Raw genomic sequence first — 22,120 nt, forward strand, 5'->3', positions numbered from 1 at the left:
GGTGGTTGCCACCGCACCCTACGCCCGTGTTCGGTTCGACTCAGGCTTGAACTTCGCTTCGATCGCCGCTCCAGAGCGTGTGGAATTTGCCCTCGGAATCGATGCGCTCGTAGGTGTGTGCGCCGAAGAAGTCCCGCTGGCCCTGAGTCAAGGCGGCAGGGAGCCGCTCGGCTCGAAGCGCGTCGTAGTACGCCAGCGACGAGGCGAAGGCAGGCACCGGAATGCCGAGTGACGCCGCGGTGATGACGACGCGGCGCCAGTTGTCGATCGCGTCTTCGATCGCGTCACGGAAGTACGGCGCGAGAATCAAGCTCGGAAGCGAGGAATTGTCTTCGTACGCATCTTTGATTCGGTTGAGGAAGCGCGCACGGATGATGCAGCCTCCGCGCCAGATCGTGGCGAGATCACCCGGGTGGAGGTTCCAGTCGTACTCGGTGCTGCCAGCCGCGATCTGATCGAAACCCTGCGCGTACGCAACGATTTTTGACGCGTACAACGCCCGACTGATGTCGTGAGTGAACTGCTCGGCATCAGTCGGCTTGTCTGCGAGTCCGCCCGACGCCAACCCGACAGCGGCCTCGCGCTGCGTGCGCGAGCCGGAGAGTGCGCGTGCAAACACGGCTTCGGCGATGCCGGTCACCGGCACACCTAGGTCGAGAGCGGCCTTGACCGTCCAGCGGCCGGTGCCCTTCTGCTCGGCGGCGTCGACGATGACGTCGACCAACGGCTTGCCTGTTTTCGCGTCCACCTGTCGAAGGACCTCCGCTGTGATCTCGACGAGGTAGCTCTCGAGGTCACCCTTGTTCCACTCGGTGAATACGTCCGCAACCTGAGCGGGTGAGTAGTCCAGCGCGTCACGGAACAGGTTGTACGCCTCGCCGATCAACTGCATGTCGGCGTACTCGATGCCGTTGTGCACCATCTTGACGAAGTGGCCGGAGCCGTCAGGGCCGATGTGTGTGCAGCACGGTGTGCCGTCGACCTGTGCCGCAATTGATTCGAGGAGAGGGCCGAGTGCCTTGTAGGACTCGACTGGACCGCCGGGCATGATCGACGGGCCGTTGAGTGCGCCTTCTTCACCACCGGAGATTCCTGCGCCGACGAACAGCAGTCCACGCTCCTTCAGTGAAGCTTCGCGTCTGATCGTGTCTGTGTAGAGCGCATTTCCGCCGTCGATGATGATGTCGCCCTGCTCCATGGCACCGGCGAGCTCTTCGATCACAGCGTCGGTCGGCTCCCCGGCTTTGACCATGATCAAAACTCGGCGAGGCTTCTGCAGTGCGGCGACGAATTCTTCGATAGTTTCAGTGCGAATGAACTTGCCTTCGCTACCGTGCGCTTCGAGGAGTGCATCCGTTTTGGAAATGCTGCGATTGTGAAGCGCAACCGTGTGTCCGTGATGCGCGAAGTTCCTGGCGATGTTCGAGCCCATCACTGCAAGGCCGGTGACACCGATCTGGGCGAGTTCTGACGAGTCCACTGCTGAGGTCATGAGTACAGCTTTCCTTGCCGAGCGCACAAACGAAAGCCAGGCACGCGTATCGCGTCGATCGAGTCAGCGAAATTTGTTGCCGGACAGAGCTCGAACGGCGCAGCAACCAAAAGTGGAGGGCACTGCTTCTTGCGAAGCAGTGCCCTCCACTGTCGAATGAACTGAACCGATCAACTATCAGTGATCGCGCGCAGGCCCATCGAAGCCGTCGTACGAGCGGCGATCGGTGCGGCTACGGAAGCCGCTTGTCTTCGACTCTTCGCGGACGAATGTCGACTGAGTGCGAGGACGGTCGCCCTGGTAGCCGCCGGTGCGGGGGCGGTCACCTTGGTAGCCGCCGGTGCGCGGTCGGTCGCCCTGGTATCCACCCGAACTCGATCGATCGCCCTGGTATCCACCCGAAGTCGACCGGTCACCTTGGTAACCACCGGTACGGGGGCGGTCACCTTGGTAACCACCGGTACGGGGGCGGTCGCCCTGGTAACCACCGGTACGGGGGCGGTCGCCCTGGTAGCCGCCCGAGCGAGGGCGGCTGTCGCGCCGGTCTCTAGGTGCACTGCTTTCGGCGCGCAATGGGTCGCCCGTGGGCTTCTTCGCTCCGGTAATGCTGTTGAGCTCGGCCGAGCCCGGTGCGACGTTGACCGAAGTCGCTTTGACTCCAGCCATGCCGGTCAGACGCTGAACCTGTCGACGCTGGTTCGGCAGGACGATCGCGACGACTGTGCCCTTTTCGCCTGCACGGGCAGTACGGCCCGCGCGGTGAAGGTAGTCCTTGTGATCAGCGGGCGGGTCGACGTGAACGACCAAGTCGATTCCGTCGACGTGAATTCCACGGGCCGCGACGTCCGTTGCGACCAAGACAGGCGTGCGCCCGGCCTTGAAACGCTCGAGGACGCGGGTGCGCTGGTTCTGTGCCTTGCCACCGTGGAGCGACTCTGCGGCGATGCCGAGAGCACGAAGGCGGTCGGTGATGCCATCGCACCCCAGTTTGGTCCGAGCGAACATGATCGTCCTGCCGTCGCGGGCACCGATCTCGGAGAGGACGACATCCTTCTGGCCGCGATCGACCATCAGCATGTAGTGATCCATCGTGTTGACACTGGCCTTGCCGTCCTGCGTCGAGTGCTCGACGTGATCGGGAAGGAACTGACGAACGAGTGACTGGACTTCACGATCGAGGGTGGCGGAGAACAGCATTCGCTGTCCATCGGCCGGAGTGTCCGCCAGAACGGCACGTACCTCGGGAAGGAATCCCATGTCGGCCATTTGGTCTGCTTCGTCGAGGGCAGTGATCTCGATGGAGTCGAGAATGCAGGTGCTCTGGCGAAGGTGATCGGCAAGACGCCCTGGTGTCGCAACGAGAACGTCGACTCCTCGGCGAAGCTGCTCGACCTGCTTGTTGAACGGCGTGCCGCCAACCGCAGCAAGCAACCGAAGACCCTGCGCATTTGCGTAGGGGAGCAGGGAGTCCACGACCTGGAAAGCAAGCTCACGGGTCGGAACCAGCACCAGCGCGCGAGGACGCTTGGCTGCGGGCCGGTCCGTGTGCTGTGCGAGGCGAGCGAGAATCGGAAGACCGAACGCCAGGGTCTTACCCGAACCTGTCTGCGCACGTCCGAGGACATTCTTCCCGGCAATCGCGTCGGGGAGTGCTTTGGCCTGGATCGGCGAAGGCACGGTGATGGAGTTGCGAGCCAAAGCGGCCACTACAGCCTCGGGAAGTCCGAGTTCAGCGAAGGTAACGACCGTGGTCGGTACTTCGTCTGCAGTGGGTGTTGTTGGTGTACTAGTCGAAACAGCGTGAGTCACGCAGTTGAACCTCTCCGGATTACGGGCACGCCACGAAGCCACAGCTGAGAAAGACCCGCAGGAGAAGGGCACATAAACAGCTAGATCACATAGAGACGAGCCAGGGCACTGTCACCTGGCCATCCTTGCGCAGTTGAACCTCGCGCAGAGTGGGGCTGTTTGTGCCTTATCGAATTACTAGGCCGCGATGGCGACCTAGGACTACTGTACGCGACTGCTCTTCGATTCATCGACTCGAAATATGTGAGCTGCCCTACTCCCGTGACCGAACGACAGGGCTAACTCGAGCCGAGTAGTCGACCGAGTTCGTCGAGCCACGGCATCGCGACGAAAATCGTCGGCAGAACCAAAATGATCACGGCAGCGAGGTACGCCGCGACGCTGACGCGGATATCGGTGCGAGGCGCACCCAGACGTCGCACCCTGATCAGAGTGCTCGGGCCGCCGGCCGCGAGTGCACCGCGCGGAGCAGTCGATCCAGCACACGTCACGAGTGCCCTGGCCAGCGGTGTCGGCCCGGTTGCTTTGACGGCAGAGTCGTCGGCCAGCAGTTCGACGAGCAACTGCACGCTTCCGAGTGCGGATCGACTTCGGACTATGCGCGGGAAAGCCTCGTTGACTGCGGTGAACGCCTCGAGGACGAGATCGTGACGAGAACGTAGATGCGATCGCTCGTGACTGAGGATCGCCTTGATCTCGGACCTGTTGAGATTGGTCAACACGCCCTCGCTCAGCACCACGCGTTGACGGAGACCGGGGAGGCAATAGGCGATCGGTTCTACGGCATCGAGAACACGTACGTCCGCGTCGCGCACGCCTGGGAACGGCCGACCGGAGTCACTGCTGCGATCGAGCAGATCGACCAAAACGCGATGGCGAGCCCGCCGACGCCGTGTTCGGACGAATACTTGAACGAAGGAGAACATCAGTTTGGCGCCGATGCTCAAGGTGATTGCCAGCACGACCACGTACAGAACCCACAGCGGCAGGCCGAGTGCTTCGATTTCGTCCGTCGGAGCTGTAGTTGGACGGCCGTCCGGACCGGGAACCAACAGCAGACCGCCGATGGCCAGCCCTGAGCTGAACGCAGAGAGCACCGCAGCGATGGCAATTGCTTGCCAAAGGACGAGAGCTGCACGCGGCGCGCGATAAGGCCATGTTGCACGACTGAACACAGCAGGGACGGGACCGGCAAGAAGCAGTGCGAGTACCGCGAAGACCAACGCAGTGGTGGAGTTCATGGTCCTCACTAACCGATGGCAGGGGTCAATCGGATTGCGGCGCTCCGACATGTGAAGTCGAATGTACATCCGATTGTGCCAGTTCCAGAGCCGCCAGCGCTTCTCGGAGGGCCGCTGCTTCGTCTGCCCCCACTTGGCCGACGAAGTGAACCAATGCTGCTGCTCTTCCGCCGGACTTGGGTGCTTGCGCCAAGGCGTCCACCATCAGGCTCGCAACCAACTCGTCGCGGCTATGAAGTGGGGCATAGCGGTGTGCGCGATCATCGCGCTGCTGAACTACCAGCTGCTTCTTGGCAAGCCGCTGGAGCACGGTCATCACCGTTGTGTACGCCAGTTCACGATGTGCGGCGAGCGCTTCGTGCACCTGTCGAACAGTCTGTGGTTCCGTGGAATCCCACAGATGATCCATTACTGCACGTTCGAGTTCGCCTAGACCTGCCATTCCTCCGAGTCTACGGGTAGTCCGACACAAATGCGTACTACTTTATGTAGTAACTCTGTGATCTCGATTGCGGCGTGGTCGGCAGTTGTTGCGTGGCGAATTCATCGACAGTCCCAATTTAGTACCCCGACATGCCTATCCTGCAGTGATGTCAGAACTTCTTCGAAGTCCAGTCCTCGACGCGTGAGGGGGCGGAGTGCACTCGATCTTTTCTCTATCCCTGATCAGCGGCACCACGCCGATCGTGGTGTCGGTCCTCGGCCTTCTCGGTGCCCTGTGGTTGCTGGTGTCGCGGCGCCGGTGGTACCTCCTGCGCGCGGTACCGATCGCACTCGCGGTGGCCTCGGTCTTCGGATTATCTCTCTATTTCATCGTGGAGAAGGTGTGGCGACCGTTTCCGGATCCTATCGAGGTCGAGATCTACGTATGGATCGCAGTCGGAACTGCCGCATTGCTACTGGTGGTACCCAGAACGATGGTGGCGTCGGGACTGCTGGGTCGAGCGATATCGATTCTCGCTGCAGTACTGGTCGTTCTCGCGGCGTCTACGCAGGTGAACCTGGTGTTCTCGGCGTACCCCACGGTCGGCACAGTGTTCGGGGTGGATTCGGCCGATCGAGTATCCCTCGCGGATCTTCCCGGTCCAGAAGTCGGCGTGGTCACCGGCGACCCACTCGACAAGTCCTGGCGTCCTCCGGCCGACATGCCAACTGCCGGCAAACTGACGTCGGTGGCCATCCCGGCAACTGCCTCGGCATTCAGTGCGCGAGATGCACAGGTGTACCTGCCGCCGGCCTATTTCGTCGATCCGCGCCCACTGCTGCCGGTTCTGGTGCTCCTGGCCGGCCAACCGGGGGAACCCGAAGATTGGCTGAACGGGGGCAAGCTGATCGAAACGATGGACGCATTTGCGCGCGATCACGACGGTCTTGCACCGGTGGTCGTGGTAGCGGACGCCACTGGGTCGGCCCTTGCCAATCCGCTCTGCGTGGATTCGACCCTCGGCAACGTTGCGACGTACCTGGCCAAGGACGTACCAAATTGGTTCACATCCGGACTTCAAGTCGATTCGAACCCGCGCACTTGGACGATCGGTGGATTGTCGTACGGCGGTACGTGCTCGCTTCAGATGGCAACAAATTTTCCTGATGTATATCCGACATTTCTCGATCTGTCGGGCCAGCTCGAGCCGACGCTCGGCGATCGAAACCGAACAGTGAACGAAGTGTTCGGGGGGAACGAGGCCGCATTCGTAGCAGTGAATCCGATGGATCTGCTGAGGACGAGGCAGTTTCCCGATTCTGGTGGCGCCTTCGTCGTCGGAGCAAATGACAACGACTACAAACCGGGACAGAAGACGGTGTACGAAGCCGCTCAGGCAGCAGGAATGAAAGTCCGTTACTCCGAAGTGCCGGGTGGCCACAGTTTCGCCGTCTGGTCCGAAGGTCTCGAAGAGCAATTGCCGTGGCTGATGCAGAGAGTGGGACTGATCTCGTGAGCAAAATTTCCGAGGGCAGCCAACAGGTCCCTTCAGCAGATGCATCAGCGCCGGACACGACTCCTGCGACCCCGTCTTGGTTCGATCGGCGACGACTCCGAGCAGCGACAGCGTGGCACAAAGCGGTACGACAACTCGTGCGACTGCGGGCGCTGATCGTGTTCGGTGCCAAGGGAGCGCCCGTCAGCTTCGGTTTGCTGACCGCCGTGTTGATATTCGGCATTCTCGGGGCGAGCATCGGGCACAACACGATTCATCGTGACTTCGCCGTCGGGATCGTGCCGTTCGAGGAGTTCCGGGTATGGACAGCGTTGACCTCCGGGCTTGTCGCGCCGGGTGTTCTTGGGTACGTCGTAGCGATTGTTGCGATCCTGGTGGCCGCAGCTCCGATCGAACGGAGGATAGGTTCGGTCAAGTTTGCGATCGCGGCATTTCTCACGCAGATACTGGGTGCATTGCTAGGCCTCGGAGTTGCAGCATTGGCCAAGATGTTCGATGCGGATTGGGGTTTTCGGCTGCATGTCGGAACCGCTATCGGGCCTACGACGTGGATCGTGGGTGTCGTCATGGTGGCGAGTGCTCGCATGGACACCTTGTGGCGACGTCGTATTCGCGTGGGATTGTTTGCGTTGTTGGTAACGCTGGCGCTGTTCAGTGGACATTTGCAGGATGTCGTTCGCCTCGCGTCTGCGGTTGTCGGACTGCTGCTCGGTCCCGTGATCGTGGGCAGGTCTGCGCGGGGTCCGCGGCTCGCCGGTACGCAGCGCGAAGGGCGTGTGCTCGTTGCGCTCATCGTGGCTGCAAGTGCACTCGGTCCGGTCATCGCTGCATTGAGTCCCGACGCCGTCGGCCCGTTCGCGGTGCTCCGCGACGTCGTGCGCGGGGTTCCTTACACCGCCGCCGAGGTACGGGAAATCTGTGCCGATTCACCCGCCGATCCGGAGTGCCGTACCGGCCTTCTGGAGTTGCGGCTGGGTGGAGTGGGTCCGACGATACTTTCTCTCATGCCGTCGATCTTCTTGTTGTTTCTGGCAGACGGACTGCGGCGAGGTCGTAAATTCGCATGGACTGCAACAGTTTTCGCCCAGGTCGTACTTCTGGTTCTGTCGGTGGCCAACTTTGCGATCAGATTCGTGGAATCGGGTGACGACGAGTCGGTCTTCTACGGTCTGGAGTCTCCGACGGCGTACCGCACGATCGTTCCGTTCCTGCTACCACTTGCGGTTCTCGTTCTTCTACTGTTGACGCGCAAGTTCTTCGACGTCTCAGCGCCGAAGGGGACGTACCGCAAATGGGGCTTCGCCGTCGTCGGATCAGCAGTGGGTCTGGCAGTTCTGTACGTTCTGGGCGGCCTCATGGCGCGCGGGGGATTCGACAACGAGCCTTCGATCCTCGGTTTGCTCGCGGATTTCCCGCAGAGGTTGGTCCCACCGGTGTATCTCCAGTGGCTCGAGCCACGGTTCTTGCCCGAGAGCATTCCGACCACGTTGCTCTTCGAATGGACCGGGGTCGTGTTCTGGGCGGCTCTGTGCGTACTTGTCCTCAATACCTTTCTCACCCCTGCATATGGCGTCGATACCGACGCCACCGAACGGGCCAAAGAATTGCTGACAACCAGCAGTGGCAGCGCGCTGTCGTGGATGACGACCTGGCGTGGCAACGAGTACTGGTTCTCCCCCGATGCGCGGAGCTATGTTGCGTATCGGGTCATTTCCGGCGTAGCACTGACCACCGGCGATCCAGTAGGGCCACGAGAAAGATTGCGAGACAACGTCGTCGACTTCGCGGAGTTTGCTTCGAAGAACGGCTGGATTCCGTGCTTCTACTCCGTGACACCTCAGGTACGGGAGGTCACCGACAGTATCGGGTGGGGTGGCATTCAGGTGGGTGAGGAGACAATCCTCGACCTCGAGAATCTGGCATTCACCGGTAAGCGATTCCAAGACGTTCGGACCGCCTTGAACCGAGCGAAGAAGGCGGGTGTGGTCGCGGAGTGGATCAGGTTCCCCGAAGCTCCGCTTGCCATCACCGACCAGATCACGGCGATCTCGGAGGAATGGGTCGCCGATAAAGGAATGCCCGAAATGGGCTTCACACTGGGAGGACTTGAAGAAGTCGACGATCCACATGTCCGCTGCCTGATCGCTGTGGATGAGCATCGGACCGTTCACGGAATCACCTCGTGGATGCCGGTATACGAGAACGGCGAGATCGTCGGCTGGACTCTCGATTTCATGCGTCGCCGTGCCGAAGGTTTTCGACCGGCGATGGAATTCCTCATTGCGTCGGCCGCTCTGCTCCTGGAGCAGGAGGGCGTGAGGTTCTTGAGCTTGTCCGGTGCACCCTTGGCCAAGATCGACGACGGCCGAGGCACGGAAACTTCGCCGGATGCGTCGACGTTCTCGACTCTGCTCGATCGTCTGCTCAACGTCCTGGGCCGGACCCTGGAACCTGTGTACGGATTCAGGTCCTTGCTCGCCTTCAAATCGAAATTTCAGCCCAGGTACGAACCCATGCATATGACGTTCGCCGATCCAGCGGCATTGCCGAGCATCGGAAATGCAGTCGGGCGGGCGTACCTACCCGAAGTCTCGCTGGGGCAAGGCTATCGATTGGTTCGAACGATGATCGAGCGCTAGCTCGCCGAGGAGAACGAGGTCGATGCGACCGCGTGCCTGCGTGGGCCACCTACTGCACCGTAGACGTGTCGAGTACCGACAGGAACGATGAGCGGGCGATCTGACACCGGATCCTCGATCACTTTCGCTTCGAGGCCGAACACGTCGAATAGAAGCTTCTCCGAGATCACGTCCTGGGGGCGACCTGCCTCGACGATTTCGCCTTGTGACATGACGATGATCTGGTCGCTGTACCGAACAGCCAAATTGAGGTCGTGCAGCACCATGATCACGGTGCGGCCCAGGTCTTCGTGGAGTCGGTCGATCAAGTCGAGGACCTCCAGTGAGTGCGCCAGGTCGAGATAGGTGGTCGGTTCGTCGAGGAGCAGAATGTCCGTGCCCTGTGCGAGCGCCATGGAAATCCAAGCCCGCTGGCGCTGACCGCCGGACAGTTCGTCGACCGGGCGATCGGCCAGATCACCGACTCCGGTCAGCTCGAGGGCGTTCGCGACCTCGGACTCGTCGTCCGAGCTCCACTGTCGAATCCAGGACTGATGGGGGTGCCGACCCCGCGAGACGAGGTCGGCGACTGTCAAGCCTTCCGGCGCAACGGGTGCCTGCGGCAACATCCCGAGGACCCGTGCGACGTCCTTCGTGCGCATCGACGAGATCGCTTTTCCGTCGAGAACAACCCTGCCCGACTTGGGTTTGAGCAACCGGCCGAGAGCGCGCAACAAAGTCGATTTGCCGCACCCGTTTGGCCCGATCACCGTGGTGATGACACCGGTCCGAACCTCGAGGCCGAGATTCTCTACGACGATGCGGTCTCCGTATCCGAGAGTGAGATCCTCCGCGACGAGACGTGGCAGATCGGTGACGGTCATGCGGAGGCCTTTCGATTGCTGCGGACGAGAAGGTACAGAAGAAACGGTCCGCCCAGTGCGGAGGTCACGATGCCGACGGGGAGCTCTACCGGCAGGATCGTCCGAGCGATGAGATCGCTGCCGACGACGAGTAGCCCACCCAGGATCGCCGACGCAATGATCGGTGGACCGGGTGTTCTCACTAGCCGCAGTGCGATCTGAGGGGCTGCCAACGCCACGAACCCGACGGGGCCGGCAGCAGCCGTCGCGATGGCCGCGAGCGCTACCGCAGCGAGAAGCAACGCTGCCTGACGCAATTGCAGTCGCACGCCGAGTGATCGAGCATTGTCGTCGCCGAGGCGGAGGGCGCCGAGGGTGAAAGACGATACGACGGTCAGGCCGCCGACTATGAGCACCGCGCTCATGACCGGCCACACCGAACCCCAGTCTGCACCGTTCAGTGAGCCGTTGAGCCATAGCTGAGCTCGCGACACATCGTTGATGTCGGCACTGATGAGAAGCCATCCGATCGACGCTGTCAGCATGGCATTGACAGCGATACCGACGAGTATCAACCGAAAACCCTGGACGCCGCGCTTCCATGCGAGTGCGTAGATGATCGCCGCGGTAGCGATTCCACCGATGAGCGCAGCCAGCGGCAACCCGAGGGTCGCGAGAACACCGGCGAAGGCGCTACCGCCACCGAGGACGATGAGTGCCACGGCTGCAGCACTGGCCCCGGCGGTGATACCGAGAATATCTGGACTTGCGAGTGAGTTTCGCGAAATGGATTGCGTCACAGCACCGGACATACCGAGTGCCATACCGACGAGCACTCCGGTAGGAGAGCGCGGCAATCGTAAGTCCATCACGATGAATCGCTCGATTCGTGTGCCGCCGCCGAGCAGAACGTCGATGACGTGCCCTATCGACAGGGGGAAGTCACCACGTCCGATGTTGATGCACACCAACATCAACAGGGCCGCCAGCAGAACGAGATTGACGAGCACCTTGAAGGGACGCCGCACCAACGAAAGGCGACCGATCCGAAAACCGGGCCTGGATGGAACTGTCAGCTTTGTTGCCTCTGCCGACGTGGTCTTCGATTCCACTGTGGTCATAGGCTCGCCAGCTTTCGCCGACGGACCAGCGCAATGAAGAATGGGGCCCCGAACAGCGCGAGGACGATGCCCACTTGTAGTTCACCGGGTCGCACGACGACGCGTCCGATGACATCGGCCATCAGCAGCATCACGCCGCCCATCAAACCTGCATAGGGGACGAGCCATCGATAGTCCTGTCCGGTGACGACGCGGGCGACGTGCGGAACCACCAGTCCGATGAACGCGATCGGTCCACACGCTGCCGTCGCTGCACCCGTCAGCAGCGTAATGGCGATGATCCCGACAGTTCTGCTGAGTGCGATGTTGACTCCCAACGAGCGTGCGACGTCCTCGCCGAGACTCATGACGTTGAGGCCAGGAGTGTTGGCGAGAGCGATGAGGACACCGAGTACGAGGAACGGAAGAACCTGCCAGAGGACGTCGAGGCCCCGGCCGGCAACCGAACCCACCGACCAGAACCGGTAACCGTCCAAGGTGGTCTGGTCTATCAGCACCACTGCATTGGTCATGGCCGACAGAAAAAATGCGACAGCGGCACCCGCGAGCGCAAGGTTGAGCGGACTCGCCTTCCCGTTCCCGACAGAGGACAACCCGAAGACCACTACGCTCGCCACCGCCGAACCGGCAAAGGCGAACCAAAGGTACTGGCTGGGGGAGTTGAACCCGAAAAGGTAGATGGCGAGCACAACGAAAAAGGCTGCTCCGGCATTCAGACCCAGCAGTCCGGCGTCGGCCAAGGGGTTTCTCGTATGGCCTTGGATCAAGGCTCCGGCGATCCCGAGTGCGATTCCGACGACAAGCGCAAGAAGGGTGCGCGGGACGCGCAGGGTGCGAACGATGATGTCGGTATCGGTGCCGGTCGAATGCACCAGTGCGTTGCCGATCTCGGCGAATGTCAGCGGCCTCGCTCCGATGGCGATGCTGGCGAGAATCGCGGCTGCCAGCGCGACGGTCAGAACGAGAAGTCCGAACTGCCTACGTTTACGGATGGCCTGCACCGAGTTCTCGCGCGGGACGGGTTCGAACTGTTCGGCGTATGCGGTCTTTTCACGTACCACCTCGGTGCTCGAGCGGCCGAGAGCGAACTGTCTACAGAGTCCTCGACGGACACCGATCGGTCCTCCGGTTGTGTAGTCACGGACTACGAGTCCAGTCCATCGCCTGCCAGTGCTCTGACCGTCGTGCCCAGTACGAAAACCCTGATTCCAGACCAGCAACCCGACTGCAACGACCACCGAGATGGCTCCGAAGACGAACCTGTCCGCCTCACCACCACCATTGTCGTCGCGAAGAGAATCGACGATCGACCACCCGATCCCCAGAGGTAACAGCACGATCGCAAGGTCGACGAACGCTGCCACGACGCGGAGATACCACGGGGCAGGGCCGCGTGGAATCTGCTCTTTCGAAAAGTCCACGTCCGAAGGTGGACTGGGACTTTTCGATCCGAGTGATGGGGCCGTCGTCACAGTAGTTGTGGCTCCTCACTTTGTTGAGTGCTGCTGCTTAGGTTACGGAACCCTTTGTTGATGCGTACGGCGGGGAAGGTTAGCCAATCCACACGAGTGGAATTCCGCAGTCGCGATGATGACCCGGTAAAGAGGTTAGGCTAACCTACAGTCCAAGGCGTCAGGGTTGCGTCTTCTCGAACAAGGGAGTGTTCTGGTGTCAGTTGCAACAACGACGTCCGATGCCTGGGCCGATGTGCATCGTTCGCTTACGTGCAGCGACGACGGCGGTCCACTGGGCGAGGCGTGCGTGGGCCTTCGTGCGTTGAACTTGGACTACCCACGCATGTATGCGGTTGCATCGATGGCGAACGAGGCCAAGCGTCGCTGGTGGCAGTTGGCAGTGGGGATCGAACAGGGTCGAGTGGAGCGGATGATCACTCGCTCCCTCGAGGACGTGAAGACTCCCGAGGTGGCAGCGATTCAGGTGGCATCCGCGGTGATTCATGCCATCGTGGGTCGCGTCGTCGCTTTGTTGGTTCTTCAGGGGCGGGCATGGGATCCGGGTATCGACAATCTGTGGATTCACATGGACAGCGACGGTGGTATCGACTGGGCGGGGCTCACTTCACCTGTACTGAGAGTCCTGCCCGGCGACAATCTCGATGGGGCTTCGGGGACGGTCACCCTCCCCTGTGAGGAAGCGTTGCTGATCTGGACGGCCCATCGATGCATCACTTCCCTCGATGTCGTTGCTCGGGCGATCGCTGAGTGTGCGCCTCTCGATCCACGGGTCTTCTGCTCGTTGGTGGGTGATGCTGTGCTCGGTGCATCGACACACGTGCCCACGTTGTCGAGATCTTTCGGCGTACGGAGTGCTCGTCGCGGACAAGATCTGCTCGACGCGTTCGTTGCTGCCGGTGTTCCGGTCCGTTCGCGTCCCGCTTCGATGGGACGACTTCGCTTGCGAGCGTTATGACAGACTGTTGCCGAGGCGGTAAGGATAGGCTTGGCTGAACAGTAACTAACGGACCGCGTCGGAGTCCTGAGGGCTGCAGTGACTCCCGGTCCTTGCCGCGGCGGGCCCTACATCCATTCGGATGTAGGGCCCGCCGATTTTTCTCGGGCGGGGCTCGTGTAATCCTGGTGAGAACACACGCCGCACGCCACGCGCGGCCACTACACACTAGGAGGGCCTGATGAGCCAGACCGAACCGAAGGCAACAACTCCCTCTGCCACGAATGTCGATCCAGCCGACATCACCGAGATGGTCGCGCCGGGTTTCGACGGCACCCTAGGGCTCGAGTATCTCGAAGTCTCCGGCGATCGCGTCCGTGCGTCCTGGGATGTGACGCCCAAGCTTCACCAACCAGCAGGAATCATGCACGGTGGGGTTCTCTGCGCCGTGGTCGAGTCGCTTGCCAGCATCGGTGGGACCGTGTGGCTCGGTGACCGCGGACACGTCGTCGGCGTCAACAACAACACGGACTTTCTGCGTGCAACGCGTTCGGGTCGTCTCACCGGCATCGCCACACCGGTCCATCGGGGTCGCACTCAGCAGATCTGGCAGGTGGACATATCCGACGAAGCAGGAAAGCTTGTTGCGCAAGGCAAAGTTCGACTCGCCAATATCGTCGACACAGCAATTCTGGGTAACGCCGCGACATGAGCCGGCGAGGAGATCGTCGGCACGGCGTGAGCGCCGCGTGGCCGCGTCGATAATTCTCTTCGAACTCGACGCACTACCTTTGCAGTCATGAGTGAAACGGTCGGCAGCGGGATGTCGTCTCCGAGGGTCGGAGCGTTCGATCCCGAACACGTCGCCCAGGCACGTGCGGCAATCGCCGCAGTCGACGACATCGGGGTGTGGGTCCAACGCTTCGACCTGCTGGGCGATCCGACTCGGCTACGCATTCTGCTGTGCATGCACCGCGCGCCCGGCATTTGCGTCACCGATCTGGCATTGGCGCTGGAGATGACGCCGACCGCCGTCTCACACGCCCTACGCCTTCTTCGCAACGAGGGGTGGGTTGCCGTTCAGCGCGACGGCAAAAAGATGACCTACCGACTGGACGACGACGTCGTGCACAGCATGCTGCACCAACTCGGCGCCACCCATGCACGACATGTGCACGAATGACGCCGAGTGATGACCTTGGGTGAAGCGGTCAGCCTGCGGCTTTCTGCTCCTGCTTTTCGACCCTCTTCGAGCGCTTCGATTCCATCGAGTTCAATTGTTCGATGGCCAATCGTGCGAACACCTGCTGCTCGGTAGATGCCATCTGTGCACGCCCCTTCCCGAGGAAGGTGACAAACCACGATATGACCGTGGTGAGGCGGCTGCGGTAGCCGACCAGGTAGTACAGGTGCAATGCGAGCCACATGACCCAAGCGATGAAGCCGCCGAACTCGAACTTTCCGACCTTGGCGACGGCATTGAAGCGCGAAACCGTGGCCATGGAGCCCTTGTCGAAGTACTTGAACGGCTTGCGCTCTGCCGGATCGGCTCCGGTCAGTGACGCCTTGATCTGCTTGGCTGCGTAGGTGGCCCCCTGGATCGCGCCCTGTGCCATACCGGGAACATCTTTGACGGACATCAGGTCGCCGACTACGAACACATTGGGGTGACCTTTGACTGTCAGGTCGGGTTCGACGATGACCCTCCCCGCACGATCGGTCTCGGACCCGGACTGATCAGTGAGTTGCTTCCCGAGCGGGCTGCCCTGCACGCCGGCAGACCAGACCTTGCACTGTGCGTCGATACGACGGGTCGTACCGTCCTTTTCCTTGACGGTCAGGCCGTCGTTGTCCACATCGGTGACCATGGCGTTCAGCTGAATCTCGACGCCCAGCTTCTCGAGACGTGCTGCAGCTTTGTGGCCGAGCTTTTCGCCCATGGGTGGCAGCACGGCTGGGGCGGCGTCGAGCAGAATGACACGTGCGTCACGTGGGTCGATGTTTCGGAATGCGCCGTCGAGGGTGCGATCTGCCAGTTCTGCTATCTGGCCGGCCAGTTCCACTCCCGTAGGTCCGGCGCCGACAACCACGAAGGTCATCAGACGGTCCTTCTCCTCCTGATCGTCCGACAATTCGGCCTGCTCGAATGCGCCGAGAATACGACCGCGAAGCTCGAGAGCGTCGTCGATCGTCTTCATGCCGGGTGCGAACTCAGCGAAGTGGTCGTTGCCGAAGTACGACTGCTGCGCACCTGCCGCGACGATGAGGCTGTCGAAGTGGGTGACGGTGACGCGTTCGAGAAGCTTGGAGGTGACGGTCTTGGCGGTCAGATCGATCGCCAGAACGTCGCCGAGGAGTACTTCGGCATTCTTCTGCTTGCGCAGGATGACCCTGGTCGTGGGAGCGATTTCGCCCACGGACAGGATGCCGGTGGCTACCTGGTAAAGCAGAGGCTGAAATAGATGGTGGGTGGTCTTTGCGACCAAAGTGACGTCGACGTCGGCCTTCTTGAGTGCCTTGACGCCGAACAAGCCACCGAATCCAGAACCGATGACAACGACGTGATGACGCTTCGACTCGACCGGTTGGATGCTCATTAACCTGCTCCTAGAGATTTGAGATGTACCACAACGGTAACGGTCCGGGTTTGGGGTGTCTCGGCAAGGTTCCCATGTCGGAGGCTGAATCGGGCGCTGCCATGACGGTTAGTGCCATTGACCTGGGCGAGAGATCAGAGGTCGACTGCGAAAAGCGACCTGCAGGCTTCTGTATCGCTTCAGAAGTGTGTCGTCGGATCATGGGGTACGAGCGCGATGCGCCAGCTCCACTGTTGCTGCGCGAAGGTCGGCGAGGGCGGTAATCGGAGCGGCATATGCGACGCGGGTGGTCGCCTTCCCACGTGGAGTGAGAACGGCGAGGTCCAGCCCGTATCGGTCGGCCGACATGACCGTACTTTCGGTCGCATCCGGGTAGCCACCGATAGCGCGCGCCATTGCGAGCAACGACTCGCTGTGATCCTGGTTCAGGTGTGTGAGCGCACCGGCGGCCTGCGTCGCCACCGGATCTTCCGTCGCGGATGCGTAGTCCTCGCCGAGCGCAGAATCCATCCGGCCGTATCCGCCCACCCATCGGACTCGATCCACGCGCAGAATCCACACCGAAAAGTCGCTGTAGTCGATGTAGTACTTGGCGGCGGAAACAGCCGACAGGTGTGCGTGCCGTGCAGCGGCCATCTCGTCGCCAGATGGTCGTTGCACGACACCGGCCAGAGTGATTCTCGACGTCGCGAGCGGATCGGTGACCGATGCCGGGGAGACCACCGACAAACTCGCTCTGGGGTCGTGATCGAGGTTCCGTCCGTGCTCGGCTATGTTCGAAACACACAGAACCGGTGAGCCACCCAATAGGCCATAGGTGACGTAGGACGCCCACGGGTCGCCCTCGACAGTCAAACTGGCGAGGGTGCCCGTGTTGGTCGATGCTGCGACGGTTCGAGCCTCTTCCGCTGCCGACATCCGTCGGGCAGGCTCGAAGGCGCCCAATGGGGGAGGGACAGAAGGAGCGTCGCCGGAATCGCCATGATCGAGTGCCATGATCGCAGTCTACGGAGCATGCTCGGCTGTCGTGAACGTTCGTGTGGCCCAGGCGACTCCGAAAATCCGTTTCGCCGCGCAGATCGCGGGCATACTCACCCGGTGATCAAGGTAATGCGCACGAACCAAACGGTCCGGGCCATGGTGGCTGCAATGGGGTTGTTCGTTGTGGTGGCTGCCATATGGGCGGGTGTCGGATACGTATATGCCGATGACCACAAAACCATGTCTGCGACCACGGTGGGGCTATGTATCTTGGCAGCCGGGTGGTTGGTGATTCTGGGGGCCTTCGCCATCAAGTTCGGTCGATTGCGGGCTCGACGACGTAAAAGCGAACACGACGGCTAGCTCTCGAGTACGACCAAATTTTGAGTCGCACGCGTCATCGCGACATAGCGGTCCACCACTCCCGCAGTGCCAGTCCCGAAAGTGTCGGGGTCGATCAGAACTACGAGATCGAATTCGAGGCCCTTGGACATTTCTGGAGTCAGCACTCGAACCCGTGAATTAGCCCGGAGTACAGTACTTCCCGTGGCATCGGCGCTGATGATGCAAACGATCCCTTCGGTATGCTCGGCCAACCAGGTCTCGAGAATCGAAGCAAACTCTGACGTGTGTCCGTGCACGACGGGGATGCCGCTCCGACGAATGGAGGTCGGCACGTTGGCGTCCGGCAGAACGGTTCGAATGATCGGTTCGGCTTCCGTCATGATTTCCTCGGGCGTTCGGTAATTGATGGTCAGCGACGCCACCCCGACGTGTTCGAACCCGACTCGTCGCAGGCGCTCCTGCCACGACTCCGTGAACCCTCGGCGAGCTCGGGCGCGATCTCCGACGATGGTGAAGCTCCGGGATGGGCAGCGTGAGAACAGCATTTGCCACTCCGCGGCGGTCAGTTCTTGAGCTTCGTCGACGACTATGTGCGCGAACGGGCCCGCCAGCGCGGGGTTACCGCGGTGGAGGGATTCGTCGTTTGCAGGGACCATGTCGTCGGCGAGGGCATCTCGGATACCCTCTTGGCGAAGTTGCGCGATCATTCCATCGTCGTCGTCCGATTGAAGTAGCTCGTCCACCACCCGGTCCATCCGCTTACGTTCGGCCGCTGCGGCCGCTGCGGCCGCTGCGGCCGCTGCGGCTGCAGTTCGGCGTCGGAGTGACAGATTCGGATCGCCGAGGCGTCTACGCGCGGCATCGAGGAGGGGGAGGTCGGAGACTGTCCAACTTTTGGGCTTCGGGCGCTGCAGCGTTGCGATGTCGTCCTCGTTGAGCGAGGGTGCACATCTACGAAGATATGCGGGTACCGACCATAGGTCTGCGACGAGGTCGGCGGCTTCGACCAAGATTCATGCCTTCTCCAGAGCAGCGCGCAACTCTTCGTTCTCTCGCCACGACGTTCGGATAGTCGTGGCAGAAACCTCGCCGTCGTATTTGTCGGTCAGGATTGTCAGAAGCAACTCCCACACTTGTTCTCGGGCCTCGTTGTGCGGAGTTCCAGATTCGGGTGCACCGAACGCTTCGACCCAGTCCTGGGGACCGAGCCAAATGTCGTCCCAGTCGGTCTCGACGGTCATTCCCGTGGTCGGCGGCTGCTCGTAGAATCTGACGGCCGACTCGATGGCCGTCACGAGATGTCTCGACGCTTTGAGGCGGCCGACCGAAGCGTCTTTCTCGATTGCGGCGGACCCACCTTCCGACACGAGATCCCGCAGGGTGCAAATGTGGACGCCCTCTTCACCGAGGCTCGGCAGCACGTCGGCGACGTAGGCCAGGTAGGGCTCGTGCGGCCCGATGAACAGCACACCACCTCGATGACGGCCGACCCGGGCATCGCCGTACAAAAAGTAGGCAGCCCGGTAAAGCGCGACGACCGTCTTCCCCGTGCCAGGGCCCCCGTCGACGACGAGCGCACCGCGTGATCCTGCGCAAATGATCGCATCCTGATCGGCTTGGATCGTTCCCAGCACGTCGCGCATCCGGTGCGACCTGTCACTGTCGAGACTCGATATGAATGCCGAGTGATCGTCGAGGGCAGCGAGTCGGTGCGACCCATTCTCGCCTCCGAGTTCGTCAGCCTTGAAAACCTCGTCCCAGTAGTCGCTCACGCGGCCGCGAGTCCAGCGATACCGACGCCGGCGCGCCAGCCCCATCGGGTTGGCCTGTGTTGCGCCAAGTACGGCTCGGCTGAAGGGGATCGCCAGTCGACGAGGAGTTGATTTCCCTCCGTGTCCAGGAGTCCTAGCCTGCCGATGTACGACGACTCGTGGGTTTCGGCATCGACGACGTGGCCGAGATATAGGTCCAAGCCGAATCGGCGTAGGGACCGAAGGCGAGCAGTGAGTCGGCGGATTTCGAGATCCCGTTCCATCAGTTCCTGGCCCATCCGGCCGGTGTCCTTACGGACGGAATCGACTCGGCCGGTGTCCCTACGGACGGAATCGACTCGGTCGGTCAGGTCAGCGATAGATTTCGCGAGGCTTGCCGCGATCGCAGCGAAGTGTTGTTCGTCGCCCTCGATCAACGCGGGGTGGGCTTTGGCGATGAGTCGATCCGACAGATGAAAGGCACTGTAGGTCGTGGGGATCACGCCACCGCCTCCCGTTGCTCGCTTCGCAATGGGTTCGAAGTCGGTGGTAAATCGGGCACAGGTAGATGCACGAGTTTGCCTCCCTTTCCGCAGTTTTCGGCTTCAGCCGGTAATTCTGCGCCGCACCCGGGGTCTTGCCACAAGCCCCCGGGTGCGCTATATCTTGAAAAGGGAAGGGACGCTGCTGCACCGTCCAAGCGGCTCGGTGAAGGTCGAGAATGGCCTTGCTACCGGCCCCCGTTCATAGAAAGAGTCAGTCTGTCAGCCCGAGACGTCGATGATTTCGATCGCGAAAACCAAGGTGTCGCCTTGCTCGATGCCAGCGGACGGCTGACCACTGGGGTACCCGTCGGAGGATGTCATCGCGACGGCTACCTTCGACCCGACGGTCTGCCCGGCGATCGCCTTCTGAAAGCCTGATACGACTCGTGCAAGCGGGAACTCGACCTGTGCGCCGCGTTCGTAGCTGCTGTCGAAGACCGAGCCATCGCGGCCGTTGACCCCCATGTAGCAGACCGAGACCGTCGCGTCGTCGGCTACAACCGGTCCACTTCCGGTCTGCAGGGTGTGCACCTGGGTTTCGGTTACAGCGAACGGTGGGGTGACCTCTACGAGCGGAGCCGTCGTATCGGTTGATGCGGCGACTGCCACGCTGCCGGTGGATCCGGGAAGCGTCCATTCAGGTGTGGCACCGGCCTCGGGTGCTTGGGACGGGCAGGTGGTGGACGCCGGTGCAGATTCGCGGACCGATGAGGTAGTCGAATCGGAGCCGCATGCTGCGAGCGCCACAGCGAGCGCCGCGGCGCAGGCCGTGAGTACGCCGGATTTGGTTGCGCGAGAATAATTCACGTCGATCACGCTACAGAACCTTGAACGCGCCGAGGAACTCGAACCCACATCGTTCATCTGGCCCAGGGCGGTGTCAGAGTCGAGCCGTCCGGTAGTTCGGCAGACAGGCCTACCGTGGTGGCTACCCACACGCGCGCTGGGTCGATTTCTGTATGCACCCGAAAATTGCTTCCAGCCGGCACCTGGGCGACGTCACCCGGGCCGAGAGTTGTTGAAACACCATCTATATGGACCGTCAATCGTCCACTCAGGACGAGGAGCATTTCTTCGTTCGACACAGCGTGTTCGGCACCGGGGGTATTCGGCGCGACTTCGAGCATCCAGCCGCATAGCTCGGTGCTTGCGGACGTCGTGGGTGAAACGTAGGAGGTGAATACGGAACCGTGAAGTTCGAACCGGCGTGTAGCGCTCGAGGCGATCGTTGGCATGACTAGCTCCCTAGTTGGACAAGCTGCTTGACTATAATGGTCAAGCAGCTTGTCTACACTGTCAAGGGTGAATTCCGCGCAGCTTCCATTCTCCCTGTTGTCGTGTGCCCATGTCCTCGTGGACGGCATACAGTCCGGCATGTCGGCCCGCGGATTCGATGACCTTCGTCCTGCTCATGGATTCCTCTTCGCTCGAGTCTCCGGGGACGGATGCACCACGAGTGATATAGCCGCACATCTCGGAGTGACGAAGCAAGCAGCAAGTCAAATGACCGACCAGCTCGTCGAGTCGAGCTATCTCGAGCGCGTCGAGAACCCTCGGGACAAGCGGTCGACGCTGATCATGTTGACACCCAAAGGAGTACGGGCCACCAGAGCGGCAGAAGAGTGCGCACTTGCCGTCTACCGAGAATGGGAATCCACTGTCGGTCCCGAACAATTGACACAGATGGGGGAGGCGCTCGCAGCCCTGGCTGTACCGGGACGGCTTCGGCCGCTGTGGTAAGCAGAAACGCCGGTTGATCCACGGCAAGATTCCTATTTGCGACAGGATCACGACCGGAAGCTGACCTATCCCGTAGTGCGCGTATCGCCCTCCGACTGCTCGGTGGGAAGGATGCCGTGCAGGACGATGTCGGCCAATGCGTCGGCGACCGGCCCCGGATCGTCGACATCGCGGACCGACATTGCGAAGGTCGCGGCACCCGCGAGAATGTCGAGGAGATTGTCCACGTCGACACCTGCACAAATTTCGCCCGTTTCGCGGGCCGCTGCCAGTCGGCGCTCCAGTGCTGCTCGCACGCCAGCGAGTTGGCGTACGAGCAGCACTTCACGTAAGGCTCCGTCGGTACGCACCTCGCTCATCAGCCCGGGGGCTGCTGCCCGGGGGGCAGGGGAGGCGAAAAGTGCGACTGCACCCTGCACAAGCGCACGGACCTGGTCGGCCATTGTGTCCGTGACGCCCAAGGCGGTGTCGATGTCGGCATCCAGATCTGTGTCCAGAACCGGGTAGACGGCCTCGTTGACGATGTGGGCCTTCGACGGCCAACGGCGATAAATAGTGGGGCGTCCGACACCCGCAAGGGCGGCAATTGCGTCGATGGTGGTGCCGGTGGCAGGTCCCCGATAGTCGGACCACCGCGTTCTAGAGCCACGGTGTGATTGATGTCAGTC

Annotated in this window: 19 protein-coding genes and 2 pseudogenes; 7 read left to right on the forward strand and 14 right to left on the reverse strand. The window is 61.5% G+C overall.

The genetic code is table 11. The features are described 5' to 3' along the window. Window positions 1–40 precede the first annotated feature (40 nt). From gndA to BJI47_RS11725, 4 genes are all read right to left on the reverse strand, one after another. Entirely contained in the window at window positions 41–1,492 is a 1,452-nt protein-coding gene (gene gndA / locus BJI47_RS11710) for an NADP-dependent phosphogluconate dehydrogenase (RefSeq protein WP_088943915.1), read from the reverse strand. Window positions 1,493–1,669: 177 nt separating this feature from the next. Continuing rightward, the gene (locus BJI47_RS11715; protein WP_088943916.1) at window positions 1,670–3,199 is read right to left on the reverse strand and encodes a DEAD/DEAH box helicase; all 1,530 of its coding nucleotides are present in this window, start codon (window positions 3,197–3,199) and stop codon (window positions 1,670–1,672) included. 380 nt (window positions 3,200–3,579) lie between these two features. Then, entirely contained in the window at window positions 3,580–4,542 is a 963-nt protein-coding gene (locus BJI47_RS11720) for a M56 family metallopeptidase (RefSeq protein WP_088943878.1), read from the reverse strand. A 25-nt stretch (window positions 4,543–4,567) separates the two neighbouring features. Continuing rightward, entirely contained in the window at window positions 4,568–4,984 is a 417-nt protein-coding gene (locus BJI47_RS11725; protein ID WP_084345364.1) for a BlaI/MecI/CopY family transcriptional regulator, read from the reverse strand. Between the two features lie 196 nt (window positions 4,985–5,180). On the opposite strand from BJI47_RS11725, the gene BJI47_RS11730 reads away from it, so the two are divergent. Together BJI47_RS11730 and BJI47_RS11735 are read left to right on the forward strand one after the other, a co-directional pair. After that, window positions 5,181–6,482, forward strand: a complete 1,302-nt coding sequence (locus tag BJI47_RS11730) for an esterase family protein (RefSeq protein ID WP_088943879.1) — start codon at window positions 5,181–5,183, stop codon at window positions 6,480–6,482. 206 nt (window positions 6,483–6,688) lie between these two features. Beyond that, a complete protein-coding gene (locus BJI47_RS11735; RefSeq protein ID WP_254900550.1) occupies window positions 6,689–9,121 on the forward strand; it encodes a rhomboid family intramembrane serine protease in 2,433 nt (810 codons plus the stop codon). Here the strand turns inward: BJI47_RS11735 and BJI47_RS11740 are convergent. Genes BJI47_RS11740 through BJI47_RS11750 form a run of 3 tightly spaced genes read right to left on the reverse strand, consistent with a single transcriptional unit; the run spans window position 9,118 to window position 12,505 of the window. Beyond that, the gene (locus tag BJI47_RS11740) at window positions 9,118–9,984 is read right to left on the reverse strand and encodes an ABC transporter ATP-binding protein (RefSeq protein ID WP_088943880.1); all 867 of its coding nucleotides are present in this window, start codon (window positions 9,982–9,984) and stop codon (window positions 9,118–9,120) included. The two genes, BJI47_RS11735 and BJI47_RS11740, sit on opposite strands and share 4 nt — an antisense overlap. After that, on the reverse strand, window positions 9,981–11,084 hold the full coding sequence (locus tag BJI47_RS11745) for an iron chelate uptake ABC transporter family permease subunit (protein ID WP_088943881.1): 1,104 nt from the start codon (window positions 11,082–11,084) through the stop codon (window positions 9,981–9,983). The genes BJI47_RS11740 and BJI47_RS11745 overlap by 4 nt, the downstream gene beginning before the upstream one ends. After that, entirely contained in the window at window positions 11,081–12,505 is a 1,425-nt protein-coding gene (locus tag BJI47_RS11750) for an iron chelate uptake ABC transporter family permease subunit (protein ID WP_254900545.1), read from the reverse strand. The genes BJI47_RS11745 and BJI47_RS11750 overlap by 4 nt, the downstream gene beginning before the upstream one ends. Before the next feature lie 286 nt (window positions 12,506–12,791). Here BJI47_RS11750 and BJI47_RS11755 point away from each other — a divergent pair, with 286 nt between their 5' ends. From BJI47_RS11755 to BJI47_RS11765, 3 genes are all read left to right on the forward strand, one after another. Then, a complete protein-coding gene (locus tag BJI47_RS11755) occupies window positions 12,792–13,514 on the forward strand; it encodes a hypothetical protein (protein WP_254900551.1) in 723 nt (240 codons plus the stop codon). 220 nt (window positions 13,515–13,734) lie between these two features. After that, a complete protein-coding gene (locus tag BJI47_RS11760; RefSeq protein ID WP_088943884.1) occupies window positions 13,735–14,205 on the forward strand; it encodes a PaaI family thioesterase in 471 nt (156 codons plus the stop codon). A gap of 87 nt (window positions 14,206–14,292) precedes the next feature. Continuing rightward, window positions 14,293–14,676, forward strand: a complete 384-nt coding sequence (locus BJI47_RS11765) for a helix-turn-helix transcriptional regulator (protein ID WP_088943885.1) — start codon at window positions 14,293–14,295, stop codon at window positions 14,674–14,676. A 28-nt stretch (window positions 14,677–14,704) separates the two neighbouring features. On the opposite strand, the gene BJI47_RS11770 is transcribed toward BJI47_RS11765, so the two are convergent. Both BJI47_RS11770 and BJI47_RS11775 read right to left on the reverse strand, forming a co-directional pair. Further along, window positions 14,705–16,090, reverse strand: coding sequence for an NAD(P)/FAD-dependent oxidoreductase (locus tag BJI47_RS11770; RefSeq protein WP_088943886.1), 1,386 nt, complete (start codon window positions 16,088–16,090; stop codon window positions 14,705–14,707). A gap of 198 nt (window positions 16,091–16,288) precedes the next feature. Beyond that, the gene (locus tag BJI47_RS11775; RefSeq protein ID WP_088943887.1) at window positions 16,289–17,086 is read right to left on the reverse strand and encodes a HugZ family protein; all 798 of its coding nucleotides are present in this window, start codon (window positions 17,084–17,086) and stop codon (window positions 16,289–16,291) included. Window positions 17,087–17,188: 102 nt separating this feature from the next. Here BJI47_RS11775 and BJI47_RS11780 point away from each other — a divergent pair, with 102 nt between their 5' ends. Next, the gene (locus BJI47_RS11780) at window positions 17,189–17,434 is read left to right on the forward strand and encodes a hypothetical protein (RefSeq protein ID WP_254900546.1); all 246 of its coding nucleotides are present in this window, start codon (window positions 17,189–17,191) and stop codon (window positions 17,432–17,434) included. Here the strand turns inward: BJI47_RS11780 and helR are convergent. From helR to BJI47_RS11795, 3 genes and pseudogenes are all read right to left on the reverse strand, one after another. Next, window positions 17,431–19,670, reverse strand: a pseudogene (gene helR / locus BJI47_RS11785) (RNA polymerase recycling motor ATPase HelR). The gene BJI47_RS11780 and the pseudogene helR overlap by 4 nt on opposite strands. Window positions 19,671–19,931: 261 nt before the next feature. Beyond that, complete coding sequence (locus BJI47_RS11790) at window positions 19,932–20,519, reverse strand: FKBP-type peptidyl-prolyl cis-trans isomerase (RefSeq protein WP_254900547.1); 588 nt, start codon at window positions 20,517–20,519, stop codon at window positions 19,932–19,934. Between the two features lie 53 nt (window positions 20,520–20,572). Further along, window positions 20,573–20,947, reverse strand: coding sequence for a cupin domain-containing protein (locus BJI47_RS11795; RefSeq protein ID WP_088943889.1), 375 nt, complete (start codon window positions 20,945–20,947; stop codon window positions 20,573–20,575). 67 nt (window positions 20,948–21,014) lie between these two features. Between BJI47_RS11795 and BJI47_RS11800 the strand changes: the two genes are divergently transcribed. Continuing rightward, on the forward strand, window positions 21,015–21,452 hold the full coding sequence (locus BJI47_RS11800) for a MarR family winged helix-turn-helix transcriptional regulator (RefSeq protein ID WP_217808536.1): 438 nt from the start codon (window positions 21,015–21,017) through the stop codon (window positions 21,450–21,452). 65 nt (window positions 21,453–21,517) lie between these two features. On the opposite strand, the gene BJI47_RS11805 is transcribed toward BJI47_RS11800, so the two are convergent. After that, window positions 21,518–21,895: a TetR/AcrR family transcriptional regulator C-terminal ligand-binding domain-containing protein gene (locus tag BJI47_RS11805; protein WP_254900548.1), complete on the reverse strand. Its 378-nt coding sequence runs from the start codon at window positions 21,893–21,895 to the stop codon at window positions 21,518–21,520. A 78-nt stretch (window positions 21,896–21,973) separates the two neighbouring features. Beyond that, a pseudogene (locus BJI47_RS24630) lies at window positions 21,974–22,048 on the reverse strand (TetR family transcriptional regulator); the annotation flags it as partial. Window positions 22,049–22,120: the final 72 nt, after the last annotated feature.

The organism is Rhodococcus sp. 1168, from assembly GCF_002091955.1.
Taxonomy (GTDB): domain Bacteria; phylum Actinomycetota; class Actinomycetes; order Mycobacteriales; family Mycobacteriaceae; genus Rhodococcoides.

Bases quoted from the DNA above. Each gene is read 5' to 3' on its own strand.
- gndA (WP_088943915.1), bottom strand. From the start codon at position 1,492: ATGACCTCAGCAGTGGACTCGTCAGAACTCGCCCAGATCGGTGTCACC.
- BJI47_RS11720 (WP_088943878.1), bottom strand. From the start codon at position 4,542: ATGAACTCCACCACTGCGTTGGTCTTCGCGGTACTCGCACTGCTTCTT.
- BJI47_RS11725 (WP_084345364.1), bottom strand. From the start codon at position 4,984: ATGGCAGGTCTAGGCGAACTCGAACGTGCAGTAATGGATCATCTGTGG.
- BJI47_RS11740 (WP_088943880.1), bottom strand. From the start codon at position 9,984: ATGACCGTCACCGATCTGCCACGTCTCGTCGCGGAGGATCTCACTCTC.
- BJI47_RS11745 (WP_088943881.1), bottom strand. From the start codon at position 11,084: ATGACCACAGTGGAATCGAAGACCACGTCGGCAGAGGCAACAAAGCTG.
- BJI47_RS11760 (WP_088943884.1), top strand. From the start codon at position 13,735: ATGAGCCAGACCGAACCGAAGGCAACAACTCCCTCTGCCACGAATGTC.
- BJI47_RS11765 (WP_088943885.1), top strand. From the start codon at position 14,293: ATGAGTGAAACGGTCGGCAGCGGGATGTCGTCTCCGAGGGTCGGAGCG.
- BJI47_RS11770 (WP_088943886.1), bottom strand. From the start codon at position 16,090: ATGAGCATCCAACCGGTCGAGTCGAAGCGTCATCACGTCGTTGTCATC.
- BJI47_RS11775 (WP_088943887.1), bottom strand. From the start codon at position 17,086: ATGGCACTCGATCATGGCGATTCCGGCGACGCTCCTTCTGTCCCTCCC.
- BJI47_RS11795 (WP_088943889.1), bottom strand. From the start codon at position 20,947: ATGCCAACGATCGCCTCGAGCGCTACACGCCGGTTCGAACTTCACGGT.
- BJI47_RS11805 (WP_254900548.1), bottom strand. From the start codon at position 21,895: ATGGCCGACCAGGTCCGTGCGCTTGTGCAGGGTGCAGTCGCACTTTTC.